General features: G+C 64.0%; 22 protein-coding genes. 9 read left to right on the top strand and 13 right to left on the bottom strand.

Annotated features, from left to right (window positions below):
- Nucleotides 1-153 precede the first annotated feature (153 nt).
- Nucleotides 154-1,074: a LysR family transcriptional regulator gene (locus AC628_RS19175; protein ID WP_074128320.1), complete on the bottom strand. Its 921-nt coding sequence runs from the start codon at nucleotides 1,072-1,074 to the stop codon at nucleotides 154-156.
- A gap of 157 nt (nucleotides 1,075-1,231) precedes the next feature.
- Between AC628_RS19175 and AC628_RS19180 the strand changes: the two genes are divergently transcribed.
- A complete protein-coding gene (locus tag AC628_RS19180; protein WP_074128361.1) occupies nucleotides 1,232-2,092 on the top strand; it encodes a sulfite exporter TauE/SafE family protein in 861 nt (286 codons plus the stop codon).
- A 6-nt stretch (nucleotides 2,093-2,098) separates the two neighbouring features.
- On the opposite strand, the gene AC628_RS19185 is transcribed toward AC628_RS19180, so the two are convergent.
- A complete protein-coding gene (locus tag AC628_RS19185; protein WP_074128321.1) occupies nucleotides 2,099-2,596 on the bottom strand; it encodes a hypothetical protein in 498 nt (165 codons plus the stop codon).
- A 26-nt stretch (nucleotides 2,597-2,622) separates the two neighbouring features.
- On the bottom strand, nucleotides 2,623-4,152 hold the full coding sequence (locus AC628_RS19190; RefSeq protein WP_074128322.1) for a malonate--CoA ligase: 1,530 nt from the start codon (nucleotides 4,150-4,152) through the stop codon (nucleotides 2,623-2,625).
- An 88-nt stretch (nucleotides 4,153-4,240) separates the two neighbouring features.
- On the opposite strand from AC628_RS19190, the gene AC628_RS19195 reads away from it, so the two are divergent.
- The gene (locus AC628_RS19195) at nucleotides 4,241-5,002 is read left to right on the top strand and encodes an SDR family oxidoreductase (RefSeq protein WP_074128323.1); all 762 of its coding nucleotides are present in this window, start codon (nucleotides 4,241-4,243) and stop codon (nucleotides 5,000-5,002) included.
- A 240-nt stretch (nucleotides 5,003-5,242) separates the two neighbouring features.
- Here the strand turns inward: AC628_RS19195 and AC628_RS19200 are convergent, their stop codons facing one another.
- Nucleotides 5,243-6,643 carry an MFS transporter gene (locus AC628_RS19200; protein WP_074128362.1) on the bottom strand — a complete coding sequence of 467 codons (1,401 nt, stop codon included), beginning with the start codon at nucleotides 6,641-6,643 and terminating at the stop codon, nucleotides 5,243-5,245.
- A 328-nt stretch (nucleotides 6,644-6,971) separates the two neighbouring features.
- Here AC628_RS19200 and AC628_RS19205 point away from each other — a divergent pair, with 328 nt between their 5' ends.
- The 3 genes from AC628_RS19205 to AC628_RS19215 all read left to right on the top strand — a co-directional run bounded on the left by AC628_RS19205 (nucleotide 6,972) and on the right by AC628_RS19215 (nucleotide 9,137).
- Entirely contained in the window at nucleotides 6,972-7,526 is a 555-nt protein-coding gene (locus AC628_RS19205) for a fasciclin domain-containing protein (RefSeq protein ID WP_074128324.1), read from the top strand.
- 181 nt (nucleotides 7,527-7,707) lie between these two features.
- Entirely contained in the window at nucleotides 7,708-8,340 is a 633-nt protein-coding gene (locus AC628_RS19210) for a cytochrome b/b6 domain-containing protein (protein ID WP_074128325.1), read from the top strand.
- A gap of 11 nt (nucleotides 8,341-8,351) precedes the next feature.
- Nucleotides 8,352-9,137, top strand: coding sequence for a molybdopterin-binding protein (locus tag AC628_RS19215; RefSeq protein WP_074128326.1), 786 nt, complete (start codon nucleotides 8,352-8,354; stop codon nucleotides 9,135-9,137).
- Nucleotides 9,138-9,170: 33 nt separating this feature from the next.
- Here AC628_RS19215 and AC628_RS19220 read toward each other — a convergent pair whose 3' ends face one another.
- Together AC628_RS19220 and AC628_RS19225 are read right to left on the bottom strand one after the other, a co-directional pair.
- A complete protein-coding gene (locus AC628_RS19220) occupies nucleotides 9,171-10,349 on the bottom strand; it encodes a YbfB/YjiJ family MFS transporter (protein WP_074128327.1) in 1,179 nt (392 codons plus the stop codon).
- Nucleotides 10,350-10,438: 89 nt separating this feature from the next.
- On the bottom strand, nucleotides 10,439-11,302 hold the full coding sequence (locus tag AC628_RS19225; protein ID WP_074128328.1) for an EamA family transporter: 864 nt from the start codon (nucleotides 11,300-11,302) through the stop codon (nucleotides 10,439-10,441).
- A 245-nt stretch (nucleotides 11,303-11,547) separates the two neighbouring features.
- Between AC628_RS19225 and leuB the strand changes: the two genes are divergently transcribed.
- A complete protein-coding gene (leuB, locus tag AC628_RS19230; RefSeq protein ID WP_074128363.1) occupies nucleotides 11,548-12,660 on the top strand; it encodes a 3-isopropylmalate dehydrogenase in 1,113 nt (370 codons plus the stop codon).
- 159 nt (nucleotides 12,661-12,819) lie between these two features.
- Here leuB and AC628_RS19235 read toward each other — a convergent pair whose 3' ends face one another.
- Complete coding sequence (locus tag AC628_RS19235; protein ID WP_074128329.1) at nucleotides 12,820-13,230, bottom strand: hypothetical protein; 411 nt, start codon at nucleotides 13,228-13,230, stop codon at nucleotides 12,820-12,822.
- A gap of 176 nt (nucleotides 13,231-13,406) precedes the next feature.
- A complete protein-coding gene (locus AC628_RS19240; RefSeq protein WP_074128330.1) occupies nucleotides 13,407-14,201 on the bottom strand; it encodes a hypothetical protein in 795 nt (264 codons plus the stop codon).
- Nucleotides 14,202-14,317: 116 nt separating this feature from the next.
- On the opposite strand from AC628_RS19240, the gene AC628_RS19245 reads away from it, so the two are divergent.
- Nucleotides 14,318-15,352 carry an aspartate-semialdehyde dehydrogenase gene (locus tag AC628_RS19245; RefSeq protein ID WP_050424961.1) on the top strand — a complete coding sequence of 345 codons (1,035 nt, stop codon included), beginning with the start codon at nucleotides 14,318-14,320 and terminating at the stop codon, nucleotides 15,350-15,352.
- Between the two features lie 27 nt (nucleotides 15,353-15,379).
- A complete protein-coding gene (locus AC628_RS19250; RefSeq protein WP_074128331.1) occupies nucleotides 15,380-15,931 on the top strand; it encodes a TIGR00645 family protein in 552 nt (183 codons plus the stop codon).
- A gap of 10 nt (nucleotides 15,932-15,941) precedes the next feature.
- Here the strand turns inward: AC628_RS19250 and AC628_RS19255 are convergent, their stop codons facing one another.
- Nucleotides 15,942-16,598 (bottom strand): carbonic anhydrase, encoded by a 657-nt coding sequence (locus AC628_RS19255; protein ID WP_050424963.1) that lies wholly within the window; start codon nucleotides 16,596-16,598, stop codon nucleotides 15,942-15,944.
- A 143-nt stretch (nucleotides 16,599-16,741) separates the two neighbouring features.
- Between AC628_RS19255 and AC628_RS19260 the strand changes: the two genes are divergently transcribed.
- Nucleotides 16,742-17,620, top strand: a complete 879-nt coding sequence (locus tag AC628_RS19260; protein WP_143201686.1) for an HpcH/HpaI aldolase/citrate lyase family protein — start codon at nucleotides 16,742-16,744, stop codon at nucleotides 17,618-17,620.
- A 35-nt stretch (nucleotides 17,621-17,655) separates the two neighbouring features.
- Here AC628_RS19260 and AC628_RS19265 read toward each other — a convergent pair whose 3' ends face one another.
- The 4 genes from AC628_RS19265 to leuD form a co-directional block, all read right to left on the bottom strand.
- Complete coding sequence (locus tag AC628_RS19265; RefSeq protein WP_502689752.1) at nucleotides 17,656-17,982, bottom strand: c-type cytochrome; 327 nt, start codon at nucleotides 17,980-17,982, stop codon at nucleotides 17,656-17,658.
- A gap of 42 nt (nucleotides 17,983-18,024) precedes the next feature.
- Entirely contained in the window at nucleotides 18,025-18,453 is a 429-nt protein-coding gene (locus AC628_RS19270) for a hypothetical protein (RefSeq protein WP_074128334.1), read from the bottom strand.
- A gap of 83 nt (nucleotides 18,454-18,536) precedes the next feature.
- Nucleotides 18,537-19,322 (bottom strand): glycosyltransferase family 32 protein, encoded by a 786-nt coding sequence (locus AC628_RS19275; protein ID WP_074128335.1) that lies wholly within the window; start codon nucleotides 19,320-19,322, stop codon nucleotides 18,537-18,539.
- Between the two features lie 94 nt (nucleotides 19,323-19,416).
- Entirely contained in the window at nucleotides 19,417-20,019 is a 603-nt protein-coding gene (leuD, locus tag AC628_RS19280) for a 3-isopropylmalate dehydratase small subunit (protein ID WP_074128336.1), read from the bottom strand.
- Nucleotides 20,020-20,122 lie beyond the last annotated feature (103 nt).

Raw genomic sequence — 20,122 nt, forward strand, 5'->3', positions numbered from 1 at the left:
GGATCAGCCCGCGCAACGGCCAAATAGCCTTCGGTCGAACCGAAGTTCATTACTAGCTTTGCCGAATTCTGGTTGATCCGCAGTGTGGTATACCAGATGCAAGCATCGGCGAACCAAGAAATGAATCCAAATCCGCAGCGCCGGGCGGCGTATTCATTGGCGCGCGGACGGAGCCCGGAAGGCATCGATTTTGCCCCATTGTTCCACCAGATAGTCGACGAATGCCCTGATCTTAGGCGATGCGAGACGTGACGGCTGAAGCATGAGATGCAGTGGCGTCGGGGCTGGCTCGTGATCCAACAGCAGTCGTCGCAGGCGGCCGCTCGCGAGCTCGGATTGCACCTGCCAGGACGGCACGCGGACGATGCCTGCGCCCTCTCGCGCGGCGTTGACCAGCGCCTCGAGGCTATTCATCCAGAGCCGACCGGATATGCGGAATTTGCGACCCGTCCTCGAGCCGTCGGCAAAACGCCACGCGGCGCTGCCGGGCGAATCGGAGAACACCAGGCAGTCATGATCGGCAAGATCGTCCGGCGTGCGTGGTTCGCCGCGTCGCGCCAGGTAGTCCGACGCCGCGCATACGATCATCTGCAGGTCGGTGAGCTTGCGCGTGACGAGCTGCGAGTCGCGCAAGCGGCCGATGCGGACAGCGAGATGGATATCCTCCTCGATCATATCGACCGTGCGGTCGATCAACAGCAGGTCGACGGAGATTGCCGGATAGCGGCGCAGAAACTCGACCAGCGTCGGTGCGATCACCAGCCGTCCGACCAGACTCGGTGAACTCAGCCGAATCCGGCCCGACGGCTGATGCGGGTCCCGCGCCAACGCCGCCTCGATCTCCTTCACCTCGCCAAGAATCGATTTCGCGCGCTCGTAGAGAATCCTGCCGTCGTCGGTCAGCGCGAGTTGGCGCGTGGTGCGCAGCAGCAGGCGGGTGCCGAAATGCTCTTCGAGCGCGCTGATCTGACGGCTGACCGAGGTCAGCGAGCTCGGCAGCGACCGTGCCGCCGCCGACAGGCTGCCGGTTTCGACCGCGCGGACAAACGCTGCCATCGCCGCAAGCTGGTCCAAGCTCGATCCTTCCGCATTTCGCAAGAGACCCTGCTCAACAGCATAGATACTCCCGAATCTCAAAAGGGGCTATTGCTCTCCGCGAACCAACCGAAGACGGCGCCAGCGCGTGCAAAGCCATGCGCTGCGACCGCCCGCCAAACACTGCACGAAGGACATGATGGCCGGCCTGGACCCCAAGGAATTGCTCGAGCTTGCGCTGCTGCTGGTTGCGGTCGGCGCGCTGTCCGGCTTTCTCGCCGGCCTGTTCGGGATCGGCGGCGGCGCGATCCTGGTGCCGGTGTTCTACGAATGCTTCCGCCTCGCCGGCGTGCCGCTCGAGGTGCGGATGCCGCTCTGCATCGGCACCTCGCTGGCGATCATTATCCCGACCTCGCTGAGTTCGTTCCGCGCCCATTACCGGCGCGGCGCCGTCGACATGGAGATATTAAAGCGCTGGTGGCTGCCGATCGTGATCGGCGTCGCCGCCGGCAGCGTCACCGCGCGCTTCGCGCCGGAGCGGCTGTTCAAGATCGTGTTCGTGATGGTGGCCTGGTCGGCCGCGGCGCGGCTGCTTTTGGCGCGCGAGACCTGGAAGTTCGGCGACGACGTGCCGAAGGGAGTTTTGATGCGCGTCTACGGCTTCTTCGTCGGCTTGCTGTCGACGCTGATGGGCATCGGCGGCGGCCTGTTCGCCAATCTGCTGATGACGTTCTACGGCCGGCCGATCCATCAGGCGGTCGCGACCTCGTCGGCGCTCGCAGTGCTGATCTCGATCCCCGGCGCGCTGGGTTACGTCTATGCCGGCTGGCCCGCCGCCGCGCGCTTTCCCGACGTCGCCGCGCTGCAATTGCCGTTCGCGCTCGGCTACGTCTCGCTGATCGGCGCGATTCTGGTGATGCCGACGACGCTCGTCACCGCGCCGCTCGGCGTGAAGGTCGCGCACGCGCTGTCGAAGCGGGCGCTGGAGGTGGCGTTCGGGGCGTATCTCTTCATCGTCGGCGGACGATTTGTGATCAGCCTGCTGGGCGGGCATTAGCCGCACTCAGTCTTTCAACCGGACCTCGCTGTTGCCCCAGTACCGCATGTCGCCGATCCCCTCGATACGATCCATGTCGGCGAGCACCTTCAATCGAGCCGCGGTCGCTTCGTAACTGATAGTCCAGCCAAGCTCCTTGTAGCGTTCTTCTGCCTCGGTCACGAACCGCAGGAGCTTCCGCCACCGCGGCTTCAAAAGCGACATAATGACCTCGTCGAGCTGACCTTCGGTTACCGACGGCGGAAGCGTCACCTCGCTCCATGTCAATTCGCTGCAAAGTATGCGTGGACTCCGTTCCTCCGTGGGTGGCAGCAAGTCCGGATATTGTTCGCAAATCGGAACGAGAAGCTTGTCCTCGAGGTCCGCAATGATCTCCTGAACCGAATCATGGAATCGGATCTGTTCCTGCTTGCCGAGCCCTGCAATGGCCATTTCAGCCTTGTACATTGCGTCCAAAGCATCGAAGACTTGCAGACAAATCCTCTCGGCATACTCGCGGTTCATCGTTCCCTCGCGAAATTCCGCATTCCTCAAGCCTTCGAATAAATATCCTTATACGAATCCCGCAGAATGTTCTTCTGCACCTTGCCCATCGCATTGCGCGGCAATTCGTCGACGACGAACACTCGCTTGGGCATCTTGAATTTGGCGAGCCGCCCGTCGAGCGCCTTCAGCACCGAGGCCTCGCTGACATCGGCGCCCTTGCTGCAGACCAGCACGGCGGTGACGCCCTCGCCGAAATCGGCATGCGGCACGCCGATCACGGCCGATTCGATCACGCCGGGCATGGCGTCGATCTCGCTCTCGATCTCCTTCGGATAGACGTTGAAGCCTCCGGAGATCACGAGATCCTTGCCGCGGCCGAGGATGTGGACGTAGCCCTTGTCGTCGATCTTGCCGAGATCGCCGGTGATGAAGAAGCCGTCGCCGCGGAATTCGGACTTGGTCTTCTCCGGCATGCGCCAGTAGCCCTGGAACACGTTCGGGCCCTTGACCTCGATCATGCCGATGGTCTCGCGCGCGAGCTCCTTGCCGGTTTCGGGATCGGTGACTCGCACCGTCACGCCGGGCAGCGCGAAGCCGACTGCGCCGGGCACGCGATCGCCGTCATAGGGGTTCGAGGTGTTCATGTTGGTTTCGGTCATGCCGTAGCGCTCGAGCACGGCGTGTCCGGTGCGGGCCGACCATTCGCGGTGGGTGTCGGCGAGCAGCGGCGCGGAGCCCGAGATGAACAGCCGCATGTGTTTTGTCGCGTCCTTGTTCAGGCCGGGGTTCTGCAACAGGCGGGTGTAGAAGGTCGGCACGCCCATCATCACGGTGGCGCGGGCCATCAGCTTGAGGATCGCGTCCGGATCGAACTTCGGCAGGAAGATCATCGAGGCGCGCGCGAACAGCGTCACGTTGCTCGCCACGAACAGGCCGTGGGTGTGATAGATCGGCAGTGCGTGGATCAGCACGTCCTTGTCGGTGAAGCGCCAGTAGTCGACCAGCGAATACGAGTTCGACGCCAGATTGTCGTGCGAGAGCATCGCGCCCTTGGACCGGCCGGTGGTGCCCGAGGTGTAGAGGATCGCGGCGAGATCGTTGTTTGCCCGCGGCACGGTGGCGAATTCCTTCGGCGCCTTGTCGGCGGCTTCGGTCAGCGAACCCTTGCCGCTGGAATCGAGCGTTTCGACCTTCGCACCCACCTTGGCGGCGATCGCCTTGATGCCTTCGAGCTTGGAGGGATCGCAGACCACCAGCGCCGGCTCGGCGTCTGAGATGAAGTATTCGAGCTCGTTCAGCGTATAGGCGGTGTTGAGCGGCAGATAGACGCCGCCGGCGCGCACGGTCGCAAGATAAAGCACCAGCGCCGAGACCGACTTCTCGGTCTGCGCGGCGACGCGGTCGCCCAGCTTGACGCCGCGCTCAACCAGCACATTCGCCATCTGGCCGGCGCGCGCGATCAGATCGCCATAGGAGATGCGGCTGCCGTCGAGCTGCTCGATCGCGAGCCGATTGGGATCGTCGAGGCCGTCGAACAGGCGGGAAAACAGGTTGGCGTTGGTGGTCGTGTTCATGCAACATCCCCCGAAGGGCGAAAAAGAGCCGGAAAGGTCTGGCTGGATTAGCAAAAACGCCCTTCGGAAAGCAACGGAGACAGTTTGCATGACAAATAATGGGAAACGCGTGGCCTGGGTCACCGGCGGTGGAACGGGAATCGGTGAATCCGGGGCGGAATTCCTGGCTGCGGACGGCTGGACGGTGGTGGTTTCCGGCCGCCGCAAGGAAGAACTCGACCGCGTGGTGGCCAACATCACGAAAAAGGGCGGCAAGGCCGAGGCGATCCCGCTCGACGTCAGCAACAAGGCCGACGTCAACAAGGCGGCCGAGGCGATCGTCGCCAGGCACGGCCGTATCGACCTTCTGGTCAACAGCGCCGGCATCAACGTGCCGAAGCGCAGCTGGGCCGACATGGAACTGGAAGGCTGGGACAAGCTGGTCGAGGTCAACCTCAACGGCGTGCTCTACTGTATGCGCGCGGTGCTGCCGACCATGCGCAAGCAGCAGGACGGCTGCATCATCAACGTCGCCTCCTGGGCCGGCCGCCACGTCTCGAAGATGCCGGGCCCGGCCTACACCACGACCAAGCACGCGGTGCTGGCGCTGACCCATTCCTTCAACATGGACGAATGCATCAACGGCCTGCGCGCCTGCTGCCTGTCGCCGGGCGAGGTCGCGACCCCGATCCTGAAGCAGCGGCCGGTGGTGCCGAGCGAGGCCGAGCAGGCCAAGATGCTGCAGCCCGAGGATTGCGGCCGTACCATCGCCTTCGTCGCCAGCATGCCGGCGCGGGTCTGCATGAACGAGATCCTGATCAGCCCGACCCACAACCGCGGCTTCATCCAGACGCCGGCGAACAGGGATTAGGCGTACTCGGTCTTCTCCTTCCCCCTGAAAGGGGGAAGGTTGGGATGGGGGTCCAGCCGCAGGCGATGCTGCAAGCGGAGAGAGCAGATCCCCACCCGCTTTGCTCTGGCGAGCAAAGCGACCTCCCCTTTTCAAGGGGAGGTGGAGCAGCGTAGCCCGGATGGAGCGAAGCGTAATCCGGGGACGGTCTTTCCGGGGAGAGGCTGTTTCCGGGTTTCGCTGCGCTTCATCCGATCGACCTCACTCGCTGATCTCGTTCAGCTCCTTGCCGGTATGCTCCGGCACGAACAGGAACACCCCGATCGCCATCGCGATCATCAGCACGGGGATGCAGAGGAACGCCAGCGCGAACGAGCCGGTGTGCTGCTGGAGCGCGATCGAGACGAAGGGGAACAGCACGAAGCCGACGAAATACGCGATCGCCCAGACCACGCCGTTGGCGGCGCCCCGGATTCGCGTCGGGAAGATTTCCGCGGTCAGTGTCGTGCTCGGGCCCCAGAAGCCGAGGAAACCGAGACACCAGAGAAGCCCGAACGTCCACAGCAGGACGCGGTCTTCAGAATAGACCCAGAGCGTCATGAAGATCGCGCCCTCGATCAGGGTGATAATGAAGGTGCGGCGGCGCCCGATCTTGTCGATCAGCCAGCCGACGACGCACAGGCCAAGGAAGCCGCACAGGCCGTAGAACACGTAGAACAGGCTGTATTCGGCGGTCGACCAGTGCTTCTCGGTCGACAGATACAGCGGCATCCAGGCGCCGACCGTGCCGTAGATGCAGGTCGAGGCGCAGGCGACGAACAGCGCGACCAATGTCGAAGGCAGCACGTCGGGCATGAACACCTGGCTGATGCCGACCGACTTGGCCTTGGTGAACCAGTTGCGGTCGTCGTCGCTGACCGTGCCGCCGCGCGCCAGCGTCTCCGAGATGCGCCGCTTGCGGTCCTGCGAACGCACCCAATAAGGCGATTCCGGACAGGTGGAACGGATATAGATCGCGAGCAGCGCGATCACGCCGGGCACCATGACGGCGATGCGCCAGCCGAAATTGGCGGCGACGAGGCCGGTGATCGCACCGGCGAGCGTCGCGCCCAGGCACCAGGCCGAGCGCGTGATGCTGATGACGCGGCCGCGCAAGCGCGCCGGCCAGGTCTCCGCCACCAGCATCGAGCCGAGCGACCATTCGCCGTTGAGCGCGAAGAACAGCAGCGAGCGCGCGATCACGAACACCGCGAAGGTCGGCGACAGCGCCGCCACCGGCATCAACAGCGAGAACAGTGCGATATTGACCGCGAGCAGCGTGCGGCGGCCGTAGCGGTCGGCGAGCCACGGCCAGAAGTAGAGCCCGGCGATGCCGACGAACAGCGCGATCTGCATGCCGGAGCGATATTCCGGCAGGCTTAGCGCAAACTCCTTGATCACCATCGGCGAGATCAGCGCGAAGATCACGCCGTCCATGCCGTCGAAGCCCCAGCCGAGCGCGTTGGCGGTGGCGATGTGCCAGTGCGTCTTGGTGAGCTCGGCGCTGCCCGCGACAGCGCGGTAGTTGGCGAATTGCAGATGTTTCTGTTCGAGCGGGCCGACGTCGCTGCCGGCATCGTTCACCATAGGCGCGGCGCGCCCATCCGCCGTAATGCTGCTCATGATTGGCATCCCCACGACCGCCGGCGGCGAAGCTGCGCCGCAATCTCAGGCTGAACCAATCGAACAAGGGCGGCAAGCAAATTGCTCGCGGCAGCGCACCCGTCCATTCCGCTGAATGGAATGGCGCGCAGGTCGTGCGATGCGCGCGTGTACGAAGCGCGGCGCAGCCGGTTTCAGGAATCACAAAGAATTATTTCCGGAAACCGCCCGGAAAACCTCGCGTAGCTCTGCTCAACGACGGCGCTTTCATCAACCAACCCGCGCCGTTGTTGCCCCTTCATCGCCGGCGGAGACGCGCCGGCCAGATTACCCATCGGGAGACGAAATCATGTCGAAGCGTATTGCCTATCTCGCTGCCGCCGCCTTCAGCGCGCTCGCGATCACTGCCACCGTCATCGCGCCGGTCCGCGCCGAGGAAAAGACCGTGATGGTCGGCGGCGCCGCGATGTTCCCGTCCAAGAACATCATCCAGAACGCCGTCAATTCGAAGGACCACACCACCCTCGTCGCCGCGGTGAAGGCCGCAGGCCTGGTCGGCACGCTGGAAGGCAAGGGCCCGTTCACGGTGTTCGCGCCGACCAACGCCGCGTTCGGCAAGCTGCCGGCCGGAACCGTCGACAGTCTCGTGAAGCCCGAGAACAAGGCGACGCTGACCAAGATCCTCACCTACCATGTGGTGCCCGGCAAGCTCGAGGCCTCCGACCTCACCAACGGCAAGATGCTGAAGACCGCCGAGGGCGAGGAGCTGACCGTGAAGCGGCAGGACGGCAAGGTCTGGATCGTCGATGCCAAGGGCGGCACCTCGATGGTGACGATCTCCAACGTCAACCAGTCGAACGGCGTCATCCATGTGGTCGACACCGTGCTGATGCCGGCGTCGTAACACCCGGCGGCCCGATTTAGTCCCTGAACGCCTTCCGAAACAGCGAGCCGGAGCCTCGCCCCGGCTCGCATTTTTGTGACCATCCGAGGTGGCGTATATCAAACTGATAACGCGAGACCCCGTAACGGAACGCCGGTTCCGGGCGTATAAACCGGTAACGACCATGAGCAGAGATACTTCCATGACGAGCCTTGCCGTCAACGACCACCAGGCAGAGACCGCGGCACCCGCAAAGGTGATCCAGCCGGTCTGGGTGCGGATCGTGCACTGGACCAACGCCTTCGCGATGATCCTGATGATCATGTCCGGCTGGCAGATCTACAACGCCTCGCCGCTGTTCGGCTTCACCTTCTCCCGGAGCATCACGCTCGGCGGCTGGCTCGGCGGCGCGCTGCTCTGGCACTTTGCCGCGATGTGGCTGTTGATGGTCAACGGCCTGACCTATCTGGCGCTGGGTTTTGCGACCGGCCGCTTCCGCAAGAAGCTGCTGCCGATCACCCCCGGCGGCGTGATTGCCGACACCAAGGCGGCGCTGACCTTCAAGCTGTCGCATGACGATCTCAGCAAATACAATTCGGTGCAGAAGTTGCTCTATGCCGGCATCATCACCGTCGGCGTCGTCATCGTGCTGTCCGGCCTGTCGATGTGGAAGCCGGTGCAGCTGCACTGGCTGGTGGCGCTGTTCGGCGGCTACGACTTCGCGCGTTATGTTCACTTCACCTGCATGGCGCTGATCGTCGTCTTCCTGGTGATCCATGTCGCGCTCGCGCTGCTGGTGCCGAAGAGCCTGCGCGCGATGCTCATTGGGCGTTGAGGGAGGGTACGATGGGTCGTCTCAGAAAGCTCCTGATCCCCGGTGTCGACAAGAAGCTGCTGCTGCGCGATGCGGTGAAGACGATGCCGGAGCTGACGCGCCGCCGCTTCATCACGGCCGGCACCAGCCTCGGCGCGCTGACGCTGCTGACCGGCTGCGACGTGGTCGATTCGTCGTCGGCGGAAGAGTTGCTGAAGAAGGTCTCGAAGTTCAACGACGCGGTGCAGGCCTGGATGTTCAATCCGGATGCGCTGGCGCCGACCTTCCCCGAGAGCATGATCACCAAGCCGTTCCCGTTCAATGCCTATTACGATCTCGACGATGCGCCCGAGATCGCGGGCGCGGACTGGAAGCTCGAGGTGCGCGGGCTGGTCGACAACAAGAAGTCGTGGACGCTCGACGAATTGTACAAGCTGCCGCAGGTCAAGCAGGTGACCCGCCATATCTGCGTCGAGGGCTGGAGCGCGATCGGCAGCTGGACCGGCACGCCCTTGCGCGATTTCCTCAAGCTCGTCGGTGCGGACACGCGCGCCAACTATGTCTGGTTCCAGTGCGCCGACAAGGACGGCTACAATTCACCTTTGGACATGCGCTCGGCGCTGCATCCGCAGACCCAGATGACGTTCAAGTTCGCCGACCAGATCCTGCCGCGCGCCTACGGCTTCCCGATGAAGATCCGGGTGCCGACCAAACTCGGCTTCAAGAACCCGAAATACGTGCTCTCGATGGAAGTCACCAACGACTACAAGGGTGGCTACTGGGAAGACCAGGGGTATAATTCGTTCAGCGGAAGCTAGTCTGCTGTCGTCCCGGCCTAGGACGACGGAGGGCTACGGCCCAACCTTCCTCTGAAACGCCGACAGCACTGCGCCGAGCGCGAGCATCGCGGCCGAGACATTCAGCGCAAATGACAGGCTGTCGACCGCATCCGTGATGGCGCCGACCACGATCGGCCCGAGCGTCTGGCCGATGCCGAAGGCGATGGTCATCGCCGCGATCGCCGTCGGCCAGGCTTCCGGCGGGTAGTTGTAGCGCACGAAGGCGGTCGTCGAGCCGACCACGGCAAAGAACGCGACGCCGAACACCAGCGCCGAGATCGCAAGCAGCAGCGGCGAATGGCCGAAGATCGGCAGAGCCGCGCCGAGCGCGTTGACGCCGAGGATGATGGTGGTAGCGAGCCCGCCGCGGTCGAGCGCCAGCACCCGCCGCCACACCCAGGGCGTGACGAATGCGCTGACGCCGATCAGGCTCCAGAACGCGCTCTGCGCCACCGCGCCGCCGCCGCCGTCGCGGACATAGGCGATCATGAAGGTCATGTAGGCGATGTAGCCGGCACCGAACAGGAAGTAGGCGGCGAGGTAGATCAGGACCGGCGTGACGGCGAATTTGGTCCGTACGATGCCGACTGCAGCAGCTCCAGCGTGGAATGGCGCGAGCAGCAGCCGCACCGTCATGATCACCGAGAGCAAGGTCATCGCCCACCACACGATCCACCATGAGCCGGCGCCAAAACCCTGCAACACGAAGGGCGCGATCAGGCCGGACGCCAGGATGCCGATGCCAGGCCCGGCATAGAACAGGCTGAGCAGGAAGTTGGCGCGTTCCGGCCGCGACTGCGCAATGGTTGCCGCAAGCGCGCCGCCGCCGACGAAGCCGATCGCGGCGGCGAAGCCGACCAGGAGGCGGGCAAAGCTCAGCACCACGAAATTGCCCGAGAGGGCGCAAAGCGCCAGCGACAGCACGCAGGCCAGCGTCGACCAGCGCACCGACGTCGCAAGCCCGAAGCGCTGGATCAGCCGCGATGCAAGCAGCGCGCCGACCAGATAGCCGGCGGCATTGATCGTGTTCATGAAGCCGGCGGCCGAATACGACCAGGCCAGCGAGTCGCGCATGTCAGGCAGCACCAGCGAATAGGCGAAACGGCCGATGCCGAGACCGACCGTCGGTGCGAGCGATAAAATCAGGATCAACCGCGCGGGATGCGGATAGGATGGGGCGGGGGCTCTCACAATTCACTCCGGCAATGCCGGCATTGTGGCAGGCCGCGACGGTCCTGCCCAGCACCGCGGGCGGCAATACTGTCTTGCGTATCGGGCAATCAGGCGATCAGGACCAGCGCGACGCCGATCACGGTCAGCAGGGTTCCGGCGACGATCCGCGCTGATATCTCGACATGCTTGAGCATGACAGCGCTCAGCGCCACAGTCACCAGCGGGTAGATCGCAGCGAGCGGCGCCACCAGCGTGATCGGGCCGTTGCGGACCGCGGCGAACAGGCTGAGCGCGCTGAGCCCGTTGCTGATCCCGGTCAGTGCGAACCAGAACCGCCCCTCGCGCGGCGCCTGCACCATGAAGCTGCCCTTGCGGATCCGTTGCACGACCAGCACTACTAGCGAGGACATGACATAGCCGACCAGGCAGGCCCATAGCGGGCTCGGCCAGATCGCAAGCCCGAGCTTGGCGATCGGCGGCACGATGCCGCGCACCAGCGCGCTCGTCAGCGGCAGCAGCAAGGCCCAGCTTCGCCAATGGCCGAGGTCGCGCGGCCGGGTCACGGTGATGACGGCGGCGCCCGCGACCGCGACCACGAGGCCAATGAGTTGCTGCGGCTGCAGCGGCTCATGCAGCAGCACCACGGCGGCGGTGACCGCAAACAGCGGCGCCAGATTGCCCAGCGTCGAGGTGATGACCGGCCCGAGCGCCCGGTTCGAGGCAAAGGTCAATAGCGTCAGCGAAGCCGGGAAGAACAGCCCGATCGCCATGAAGATCGGCAGCGCGCGCCAGACCACCGGCTCGCCATGCAGGATCAGCGGCGACAGCAACAAGAACAGCAGGGTGAAGGAGGGCACGCTGATCGCGGCGCCCGACAGCGGCTCGACGGTGCGCAGGCCGAGCTGCGCCAGCACCACCCCGGCGCCGAGGAAAATCGCCGAGGCGAAGGCGTAGACGATGGCTGCGGTCATGAGGTCCGTCTTGTTGGCTTCTTCTTGGTTTCTTGGGGCGCGGCGGGCTCTTTCCCGGCCATTTTGGCCCTGCGAGGGGCACCTTGCCAATCCGCCCGGGGCGTTTTAGCACTCCCCGGATTTTCTCGCTCGTCATGCCCGGGCCCGACCCGCGCATCCATCCATCTTCAGAGCTTTTCGAAGCGGGATGGATTGCCGGGGCAAGTCCGGCAATGACAACAATCAGCTATCTCGAGGTAACGACCATGGCGACCCATAAACTGCTGCTTCTCCCCGGCGACGGCATCGGCCCCGAAGTGATGGCCGAGGTGCAGCGCGTGATCGACTGGCTCAATGCGCAGGGCATTGCCAAATTCGAGACCGAGCAGGGCCTGGTCGGCGGCTCCGCCTACGACGCCCACAAGGTGTCGATCTCGGAAGCCGACATGGCCAAGGCGACCGCGGCCGATGCCGTGATCTTCGGCGCGGTCGGCGGTCCGAAGTGGGACAGCGTGCCCTATGAGGTGCGGCCCGAGGCCGGCCTGCTGCGGCTGCGCAAGGATCTCGGCCTGTTCGCCAACCTGCGCCCGGCAGTGTGCTATCCGGCGCTGGCGGAGGCTTCGAGCCTGAAGCGCGACGTTGTCGAGGGGCTCGACATCATGATCGTCCGCGAGCTCACCGGCGGCGTCTATTTCGGCGAGCCGAAGACCATCACCGATCTCGGCAATGGCCAGAAGCGCGCGGTCGACACCCAGGTCTACGACACCTACGAGATCGAGCGCATCGGCCGCGTCGCCTTCGACCTGGCGCGCAAGCGCCGCAACAAGGTGACGTCGATGGAGAAGCGCAACGTCATGAAGTCGGGCGTGCTCTGGAACGAGGTCATGACCCAGGTTCACGCGCGCGAATACAAGGACGTCACGCTGGAGCACCAGCTTGCCGATTCCGGCGGTATGAACCTGGTCAAGGCGCCGAAGCAGTTCGACGTCATCGTCACCGACAATCTGTTCGGCGACATGCTGTCCGACATCGCGGCGATGCTGACCGGCTCGCTCGGCATGCTGCCGTCGGCCTCGCTCGGCGAAGTCGATTCCAAGACCAAGAAGCGGCGCTCGCTGTTCGAGCCGGTGCACGGCTCGGCGCCCGACATCGCGGGCAAGGGTCTCGCCAACCCGATCGCGATGATCTCGTCGTTCGGCATGGCGCTGCGCTATTCCTTCGACATGGGCGATCTCGCCGACAAGGTCGACGCCGCGATCGCGGCGGTGCTCGCCAGCGGCCTGCGCACCGCCGACATCAAGTCGGAAGGCACCACGCCTGCCAGCACGAGCCAGATGGGCGAAGCGATCCTGAAGGAATTGCAGAAGCTGCATGCGTAAAGGTTACGCTTTAGCCACAAATTCGATGTCGTCCCGGCGAAAGCCGGGACCCATACTCCGCGGCTTCTCGATTTGAAAATGACTGCCAGACGAGCATCATAACCACCAGCGGTGGTTATGGGTCCCGGCTTTCGCCGGGACGACGCGCAGCTTGATGTCTCAGTACAGCGGGAAGGTCCGCGGATAGCCGCCGAGGTCGGACGGCGGGCTGAGCGGCTGGCGGTCGATCGGGCGGTTGTTGTTCTCGCGTCCGAACGAGGGATAGCCGACATCAGGCGGATAGGCATAGTCGTTGAACTTGCGGTCGCCCGGCAGCACTTCGGTGCCGGCATCCAGCCACGAGCGCGTGGTGACGTAAACGCGGGTACGCGGACCTTGCTGATAGACCCGGTTCGGACCCTGCGCGCCGTAATAGCGGCGGCCGTCGCGGTCATACTGCTCCTGCTGCTTGCGCTTGCTCGGGGTCTGGCTCTGCGCGCTGGCCGCGGTCATGCCGAATGCGGTTGCGGTGACGGCAGCCGCGGCAAGCAACACCACGAGCTTGTTCGCGGCAGGGAATTTCAAAGACATCGCATCCTCGTCATTACGGCCCCGTCGGGGCTGGCGCGTCCGCCAAAATCACTCGGAACACATTGTAGCCATGGTGGGGAGGCCGTCACTAGGTCAATTGCGCCACACCGGGCGAGATAATGCGTGTCCAAGCGCAAAAGTTTCATGAAAACCAGTGCCTTGCCACGGTCTCGCCATCAAAGCGCGCCGCGCAGCAGCGGGTTCTCGCTGCCCATCACCCAATCCGCCGACAGAGCGGGCGGGCCGGAGGTAACGCAGTCGGTGCGCTTGAGCTCGGCATGCGCGAACAGCGCGGCGAGCCTCGGGTCATTGCCGGCGGCCAGCAGGGTCAGGCGGTTCAGCATGCAAACGATCGCGGCGCGCTGGGCCGGTAGGCTCGCGCCCTGGCAGGTCCAGCCGGAAATTCTGAGATCGGGTGCGTCGGCCTGCTTGAGGAAGCCGAGGCAGGTCCGGCTGCCGTCCTGCCGCGCCGGGCGCAGCAAGGTGACGCTGCCGAACTTGCTGTCAACGATACCGGCGGCCTCGAGCTCACGAACGCCACCTGGGTCGAGCCGCCCGGCGATCTCGGCGACCGCAGGCCCCGCGGCCTCGCCGCCGGGGCGGTAGATCTCGAGCTCTGCAGCCAGCGCGCCATTGGCATCGGCCCAGCGGAAGATGTCCTTGCGGCCGCCCTCGGGATGCCGGAAGACTTCGTAAGTCTCTGTTTTGTCTCGCTGATCTAGCTTGCTAATGACGAAGGCCGGCGCTTGGCGGCCGGCTAGGCTCCAGCCCGCGGCAGCGGGGGCCCGCATCGCCGTTGCGTCCGGCAGTTGCCTCCATAAATAGACGCCGAGGACGACGAACAGCGCGAGCACGGCGGCATAGGCGAACAGCCCGGAGAGCGTGGCGTGCACCTCGTCGACGAAGCTCGTCAGCGCTGACGGATTTCTCGTATGATGGGGTGCGGCCGGATCGGCCCGAAATAAACGCATCAAAACGCTCAAACGCTACGCAACGTTGTCTTGACGGGGTTTCTCGCATAGAAGCGCTGCCTCTTCCCTTTCCGCGCATTGCGGGGGAACGGGCATATTTCGTCGGAGAGTGAACGATGGGTTACAAAGTCGCGGTGGTCGGTGCGACCGGCAATGTCGGGCGCGAAATGCTCAACATTCTCGATGAGCGCAAATTCCCCGCCGACGAGGTCGTCGTGCTGGCCTCGCGCCGCAGTGTCGGCATCGAAGTGTCCTATGGCGACCGCACCCTGAAGGTGAAGGCGCTCGAGCACTATGATTTCTCCGACATCGACATCTGCCTGATGTCGGCCGGTGGCTCGGTCTCCAAGGAATGGTCGCCCAAGATCGGCGCCGCCGGCGCGGTCGTGATCGACAATTCGTCAGCCTGGCGCATGGATCCCGACGTGCCGCTGATCGTGCCGGAGGTGAACGCGGATGCCGCCGCCGGCTTCACCAAGAAGAACATCATCGCCAACCCGAACTGCTCGACCGCGCAGCTCGTCGTCGCGCTGAAGCCGCTGCACGACAAGGCGACGATCACCCGCGTCGTGGTCTCGACCTATCAATCGGTCTCGGGCGCCGGCAAGGATGCGATGGACGAATTGTTCTCGCAGACCAAGGCCGTCTACACCAATGACGAGCTGATCAATAAGAAGTTTCCGAAGCGCATCGCCTTCAACGTCATTCCGCAGATCGACGTCTTCATGGAAGACGGCTTCACCAAGGAAGAGTGGAAGATGATGGCGGAGACCAAGAAGATCCTTGATCCCAAGATCAAGCTGACCGCGACCTGCGTGCGCGTGCCTGTCTTCGTCGGTCACTCCGAAGCCGTCAATGTCGAGTTCGCCAATCCGATCACCGCCGACGAGGCGCGCAACATCCTTCGCAATGCGCCGGGCTGCCTTGTGATCGACAAGCACGAGCCGGGCGGTTACGTCACGCCCTACGAGGCCGCCGGCGAGGACGCGACCTATATCAGCCGCATCCGCGAGGACGCGACGGTGGAGAACGGCCTGGCGTTCTGGTGCGTGTCGGACAATCTGCGCAAGGGCGCGGCGCTGAACGCCGTGCAGATCGCCGAAGTCCTGATCAACCGCAAGCTGATCACCGCCAAGCAAAAAGCGGCTTAAGACAGACCAAAACGGGGGGGCTGAGCCATGTCGGAACAATCGGTCCCCACCCCAGCAAGTCCGGCGACGCCGCGCATCATGCGCGGCTTCGAATACGTGCTGTTCAACAGCCGCTGGCTGATGGCGCCGTTCTATGTCGGCCTGGTCGTCGCGCTTGCCGTGCTGCTGCTGAAATTCGCCCGCATGCTGTGGGAGTTCGTCCTGCATGCGGCCGGCTACAAGTCGACTGAAGTCATCCTCGACGCGCTGGCGCTGATCGACGTCACGCTGGTCGCAAATCTCATTCTCATCGTGGTGTTCTCGGGCTACGAGAACTTCGTCTCGCGCATCGACACGTCGGGCAACCCGAACTGGCCGATCTGGATCACCAAGATTGATTTTGCCGGGCTGAAGCAGAAGCTGCTGGCATCGATCGTCGCGATCTCGGCGATCCATGTGCTGGAAGCGTTCCTGAACATCGATGCCGCGTTCGACGCGACGCGGATGACCTGGCTCGTCGCCGTGCACCTGGTGTTCGTGATCTCGGCGCTGCTGCTCGCGCTGTCCGATCGCTGGGGCAACGCCCACGACGAGGAGTAACTGAAGGGCGCTACTCGCCGGCCTTCAGGGCGTCAGTGACGCTGATGAATTCCTTCGCAGCCCGGTCGAGCACGAACAGCGAGCCCTCGGCGACGCCGAAATAGGCGCCGTGCAGTTGCGTCTCGCCGCTCTCCACGCGTTCGCGGACGAACGGGAAGGTCATCAGGTTCTCCAGCGAGCGGAACACCGCCGCCTTCTCGATGCGGGTGACGAAGTCCTGCATGCTCTCATGGTCGCGCTGCTCGACCACCTCGCCCGGCTTGATGAACATCTGCATCCATTTGCCGATGAAGTCGCCGGGCGTCAGCGGCTTGATCTTGTCGACGAAGGCGCGGATGCCGCCGCACTGGGCATGGCCCAGCACCACGATGTTTTTCACCTTCAGCACGGTCACGGCGTATTCCAGCGCGGCCGACACGCCGTGGGCGTTGCTGTCGGGCTGATAGACCGGAACCAGGTTGGCGATGTTCCGCACCACGAACAGCTCACCCGGGCCTGCGTCGAAGATCACCTCGGGCGAGACGCGGGAATCGCAGCAGCCGATCACCATGGTTTCGGGAAACTGGCCGCGTTCCGACAGATCTCGGTAGCGCGACTGTTCAGTCGGCAACCGCTGGGTCGCGAAGGTCCGGTAGCCGTCGATCAACTGCTTCGGAAAGAATTTCATGGCCTCTGGCTAACCACATGCCAATGACGGGAACAAGACTTTCGGCGTGCCGCCTGAGATGATACGGCAGCGTTGAAGGATGGTTCCTGCCCAATGCCCAAACAATGGACAGCGGCGGAGCCCAGGCCCCGAGGAGAATGCCGATGACCCGTCCGCGCCGCAGCCTGTTGTTCATGCCGGGATCGAATGCACGGGCGCTGGAGAAGGCCCGCACGCTGCCGGCGGACGGCATTATCCTCGATCTCGAGGATTCCGTTGCCGCCGATGCCAAGGCGGTGGCCCGCGAGCAGATCGCCAAGGCGGTTGCCGCCAAGGGTTTTGGCAAGCGCGAGGTCCTGATCCGCATCAACGCGCTCGATACGCCCTGGTGGGTCGACGACATCGGCATGGCTGGCAAGGCGCAGCCGGACGGGATCCTGGTTCCGAAGATTTCCACGGTCGACGATCTCAACGCCGTCGCCGATCGCCTCAGCGACATCAACGCTCCTGCCTCGATCCGGGTCTGGGCGATGATCGAGACCGCGCGCGCGGTGCTCGACGCCGACAAGCTTGCTGCGGCCTCGAAGGATTCCAAAATCCGGCTCGCCGGATTCGTGTTCGGCCCGAATGACATTGCGCGTGAAACCCGGATCCGCATGAAGCCGGGCCGCGCGGCGATGATCCCGATGATCACGCATTGCATCCTGGCGACGCGCGCGCATGGACTCGAGATTCTCGACGGGCCCTACGGCGACATCAGCAATGTCGACGGCTTCGCGGAGGAATGCGCGCAGGGCCGCGATCTCGGCTTCGACGGCAAGACGCTGATCCATCCGAGCCACATCGACGCCTGCAACGCGATCTTCACGCCGCCGGAGGCCGAGGTCGCCGAGGCGCGCAAGATCATCGCCGCCTTCGCACAGCCGGAGAACGCCTCGCGCGGCGCGATCCAGCTCGACGGCCGTATGGTGGAGCGCCTGCACGCCGAGATGGCGAAGCGCACCATCGCAATCGCCGACGCAATCGCCGCGATGAGACATTGACGGCCACCGGCCGCGCCCGCAGAATGCGAAGCGCGCTAGTCGCGCTTCAGGCTCATGATGTAGTTCGCGAGATCATCGGCCTCGCTTGGGCCGACGATGATGTTGGGCATCGTCGGATGGCTGGTCTTCAAGAATACCTTCAGCCAGAGCGTGGTGGTCGAGGGCCGGTTGGCGACGGCGACGAAGTCCGGCGGCACTTTCTTCGCGCCTGTGGCGATCTCGCCAATAACATGGCATTCCATGCACCACGCTTCAGCCAGCCGATGTCCGGCGGCAATGCTCTCTGAAGGCAGTCCCGCGCCATTGGCCTGATGCTGGCGCAGCAAGAAGAGCGCAGCCATCACGATCACGACGATCAGCAATGCACGACGCCAGACGGCGTGCTGATTCAGCATCGACGCACCTCATGACGTTGACTTGCGGGTACCGGCAGCCTCACCCAATGCATCGATCGTCGCGGCATTCAGGCAGTATTGATGATAGCGCCCGCTGGACGTGCCGGCGGCGAGATCATGGTCGCATTGCCGCTTGTGGCCGCACAGGCTGCAGACCCGCTCCATGTCGCGCAGCACCAAGGGCTCGGTACGTGCCAGCTTCTGCTGATCGATCCCGAGTGCCTCGAGCAGCTTCGGCAGTTCGTCGGCGCTGTGCGCCCCCCGGCGCACCAACTCGGTGAGGTCGCCGGTGCTGATCCGCAAATCGGCTGCGATCTGGCTGAAACTTGCATCGTCTAGTTCGCGCAGTTCGCCAAGCTCCCGCCGATGCTTCAGCCAGCTGCCGAACACATCGATCAGATACTCGACGACAGGGTACGTCCGAGCTTCGGTGGTCATGGGACGCCTCCAATACAGAGTGGCAGCCCAATATGAGGCCATCTGCCAGGCTCGACCTTGTGACAGATCAATTTGGCTCGGGCTTACCGAAAACGCTCCGCTGCCCAGGCATAGAGGCTGCCGGGGATCGGCGCCTCCTTGCCGCGTCCCTTTGGCGAGATGTGCAAGCCGATGATCCCAGGATCGTTCAGGTAATGCGAGAAATCCGACGGCTCGAAGAACAGCCTTGGCTCGGCGTGCACCGCATAGAACGCACGCTTCGGCAGCGCGTATTGCAATTCGCCTTCGCGGCGCGCGAGCGCGGTCAGCGCAGCCGGCCCGTAGATCGCGATGCGGATGTCGGAGAGGCGATTGGATTTGCCGCGCAGCTTGCGCATCGCAAAGGTCAGGCGGTGACGCAGTGCCAGCCAGTCCGGCGTCAGCTCGTCCTGCCGCATCAAGGCTTCGAATGCGCGCACGATTGGATCGTGTGGCGGCAGATACAGCACGGAGTTGCCGAGCTGCTGCGGCCGCTCCCAGGCAAAATAGGGTTTTGCCGGATCGATCTCGACAGGTTTCAGGAGCAGCACGTCGGCATCGAGCCAGACGCCTGCGCGCTGCGCCATCAGCCGCATCCGGAAGAAGTCGCTGAATTGCAGGATGGTCCAGTCGCGCCACGAACCGTCGCGCTCGGCAGGACGCAGCTTCTCCGAGAACGCGTGCGGCAGCACGGCCTCGGCCTCGGCATTGCCGACGCCCTCGGGCAGGCCGGGGATCGGGTCGAAGCTGTAGACGGTGACCTTGTGGCCTGTCGCCACCTGCGAGCGCAGGCAGGTCTGGCGCAGCGCGTCCATGGAGCCATGCCAGAAGGTGACGATGTCAGGCAGCATGCGCGTCAGCTATCAGCAGGTTTGGGACGGGACAAGTTCGCAAAGAAAAACCCCGGCGGCCTGAGGGCACCGGGGCGCGATGATACGCCGGGCCTCAGGCCCAGGCACGTTCCTTGAGCTTGGCCTCATAGGTGTCGATCGACTTCTTCTTCTCCATCGTCAGGCCGATGTCGTCGAGGCCGTTGATCAGGCAGTGCTTGCGGAACGGGTCGATCTCGAACTTCACCTTGCCGCCGTCGGGACCGCGGATCTCCTGGTTGGGGAGGTCGATGGTCAGCGTCGCATTGGCACCGCGCTCGGCATCGTCGAACAGCTTGTCGAGGTCCTCCTGCGACACGCGGATCGGCAGGATGCCGTTCTTGAAGCAGTTGTTGTAGAAGATGTCGCCGAACGAGGTCGAGATCACGCAGCGGATGCCGAAGTCGAGCAGCGCCCAGGGCGCGTGCTCGCGGCTCGAACCGCAGCCGAAATTGTCGCCGGCGACCAGCACCTTCGCGTTGCGATAGGCCGACTGGTTGAGGACGAAATCCGGGTTCTCGCTGCCGTCATCCTTGTAGCGCTGCTCGGAGAAGAGCCCCTTGCCAAGGCCGGTGCGCTTGATGGTCTTCAGGTACTGCTTCGGAATGATCATGTCGGTGTCGACATTGATGATCTTCAGCGGTGCCGCGACGCCTTCCAGCGTGGTGAACTTGTCCATCGGTGCTCTTCCCGGGCAAAAAATGGGGATACGGGCCGGATATCTATCGCGAATGTAACAGCGGTAAAAGGGCCATTTCTGCAAAGCTGGAGCCCATTCCGTT

Origin of the sequence: Bradyrhizobium sp. NAS96.2, from assembly GCF_001908235.1 — a bacterium.
Classification (GTDB): domain Bacteria; phylum Pseudomonadota; class Alphaproteobacteria; order Rhizobiales; family Xanthobacteraceae; genus Bradyrhizobium.

Bases quoted from the DNA above. Each gene is read 5' to 3' on its own strand.
- AC628_RS19180 (WP_074128361.1), top strand. From the start codon at position 1,232: ATGATGGCCGGCCTGGACCCCAAGGAATTGCTCGAGCTTGCGCTGCTG.
- AC628_RS19185 (WP_074128321.1), bottom strand. From the start codon at position 2,596: ATGAACCGCGAGTATGCCGAGAGGATTTGTCTGCAAGTCTTCGATGCT.
- AC628_RS19190 (WP_074128322.1), bottom strand. From the start codon at position 4,152: ATGAACACGACCACCAACGCCAACCTGTTTTCCCGCCTGTTCGACGGC.
- AC628_RS19195 (WP_074128323.1), top strand. From the start codon at position 4,241: ATGACAAATAATGGGAAACGCGTGGCCTGGGTCACCGGCGGTGGAACG.
- AC628_RS19200 (WP_074128362.1), bottom strand. From the start codon at position 6,643: ATGAGCAGCATTACGGCGGATGGGCGCGCCGCGCCTATGGTGAACGAT.
- AC628_RS19205 (WP_074128324.1), top strand. From the start codon at position 6,972: ATGTCGAAGCGTATTGCCTATCTCGCTGCCGCCGCCTTCAGCGCGCTC.
- AC628_RS19210 (WP_074128325.1), top strand. From the start codon at position 7,708: ATGACGAGCCTTGCCGTCAACGACCACCAGGCAGAGACCGCGGCACCC.
- AC628_RS19215 (WP_074128326.1), top strand. From the start codon at position 8,352: ATGGGTCGTCTCAGAAAGCTCCTGATCCCCGGTGTCGACAAGAAGCTG.
- AC628_RS19225 (WP_074128328.1), bottom strand. From the start codon at position 11,302: ATGACCGCAGCCATCGTCTACGCCTTCGCCTCGGCGATTTTCCTCGGC.
- leuB (WP_074128363.1), top strand. From the start codon at position 11,548: ATGGCGACCCATAAACTGCTGCTTCTCCCCGGCGACGGCATCGGCCCC.
- AC628_RS19235 (WP_074128329.1), bottom strand. From the start codon at position 13,230: ATGTCTTTGAAATTCCCTGCCGCGAACAAGCTCGTGGTGTTGCTTGCC.
- AC628_RS19240 (WP_074128330.1), bottom strand. From the start codon at position 14,201: ATGCGTTTATTTCGGGCCGATCCGGCCGCACCCCATCATACGAGAAAT.
- AC628_RS19245 (WP_050424961.1), top strand. From the start codon at position 14,318: ATGGGTTACAAAGTCGCGGTGGTCGGTGCGACCGGCAATGTCGGGCGC.
- AC628_RS19250 (WP_074128331.1), top strand. From the start codon at position 15,380: ATGTCGGAACAATCGGTCCCCACCCCAGCAAGTCCGGCGACGCCGCGC.
- AC628_RS19255 (WP_050424963.1), bottom strand. From the start codon at position 16,598: ATGAAATTCTTTCCGAAGCAGTTGATCGACGGCTACCGGACCTTCGCG.
- AC628_RS19260 (WP_143201686.1), top strand. From the start codon at position 16,742: ATGACCCGTCCGCGCCGCAGCCTGTTGTTCATGCCGGGATCGAATGCA.
- AC628_RS19270 (WP_074128334.1), bottom strand. From the start codon at position 18,453: ATGACCACCGAAGCTCGGACGTACCCTGTCGTCGAGTATCTGATCGAT.
- AC628_RS19275 (WP_074128335.1), bottom strand. From the start codon at position 19,322: ATGCTGCCTGACATCGTCACCTTCTGGCATGGCTCCATGGACGCGCTG.
- leuD (WP_074128336.1), bottom strand. From the start codon at position 20,019: ATGGACAAGTTCACCACGCTGGAAGGCGTCGCGGCACCGCTGAAGATC.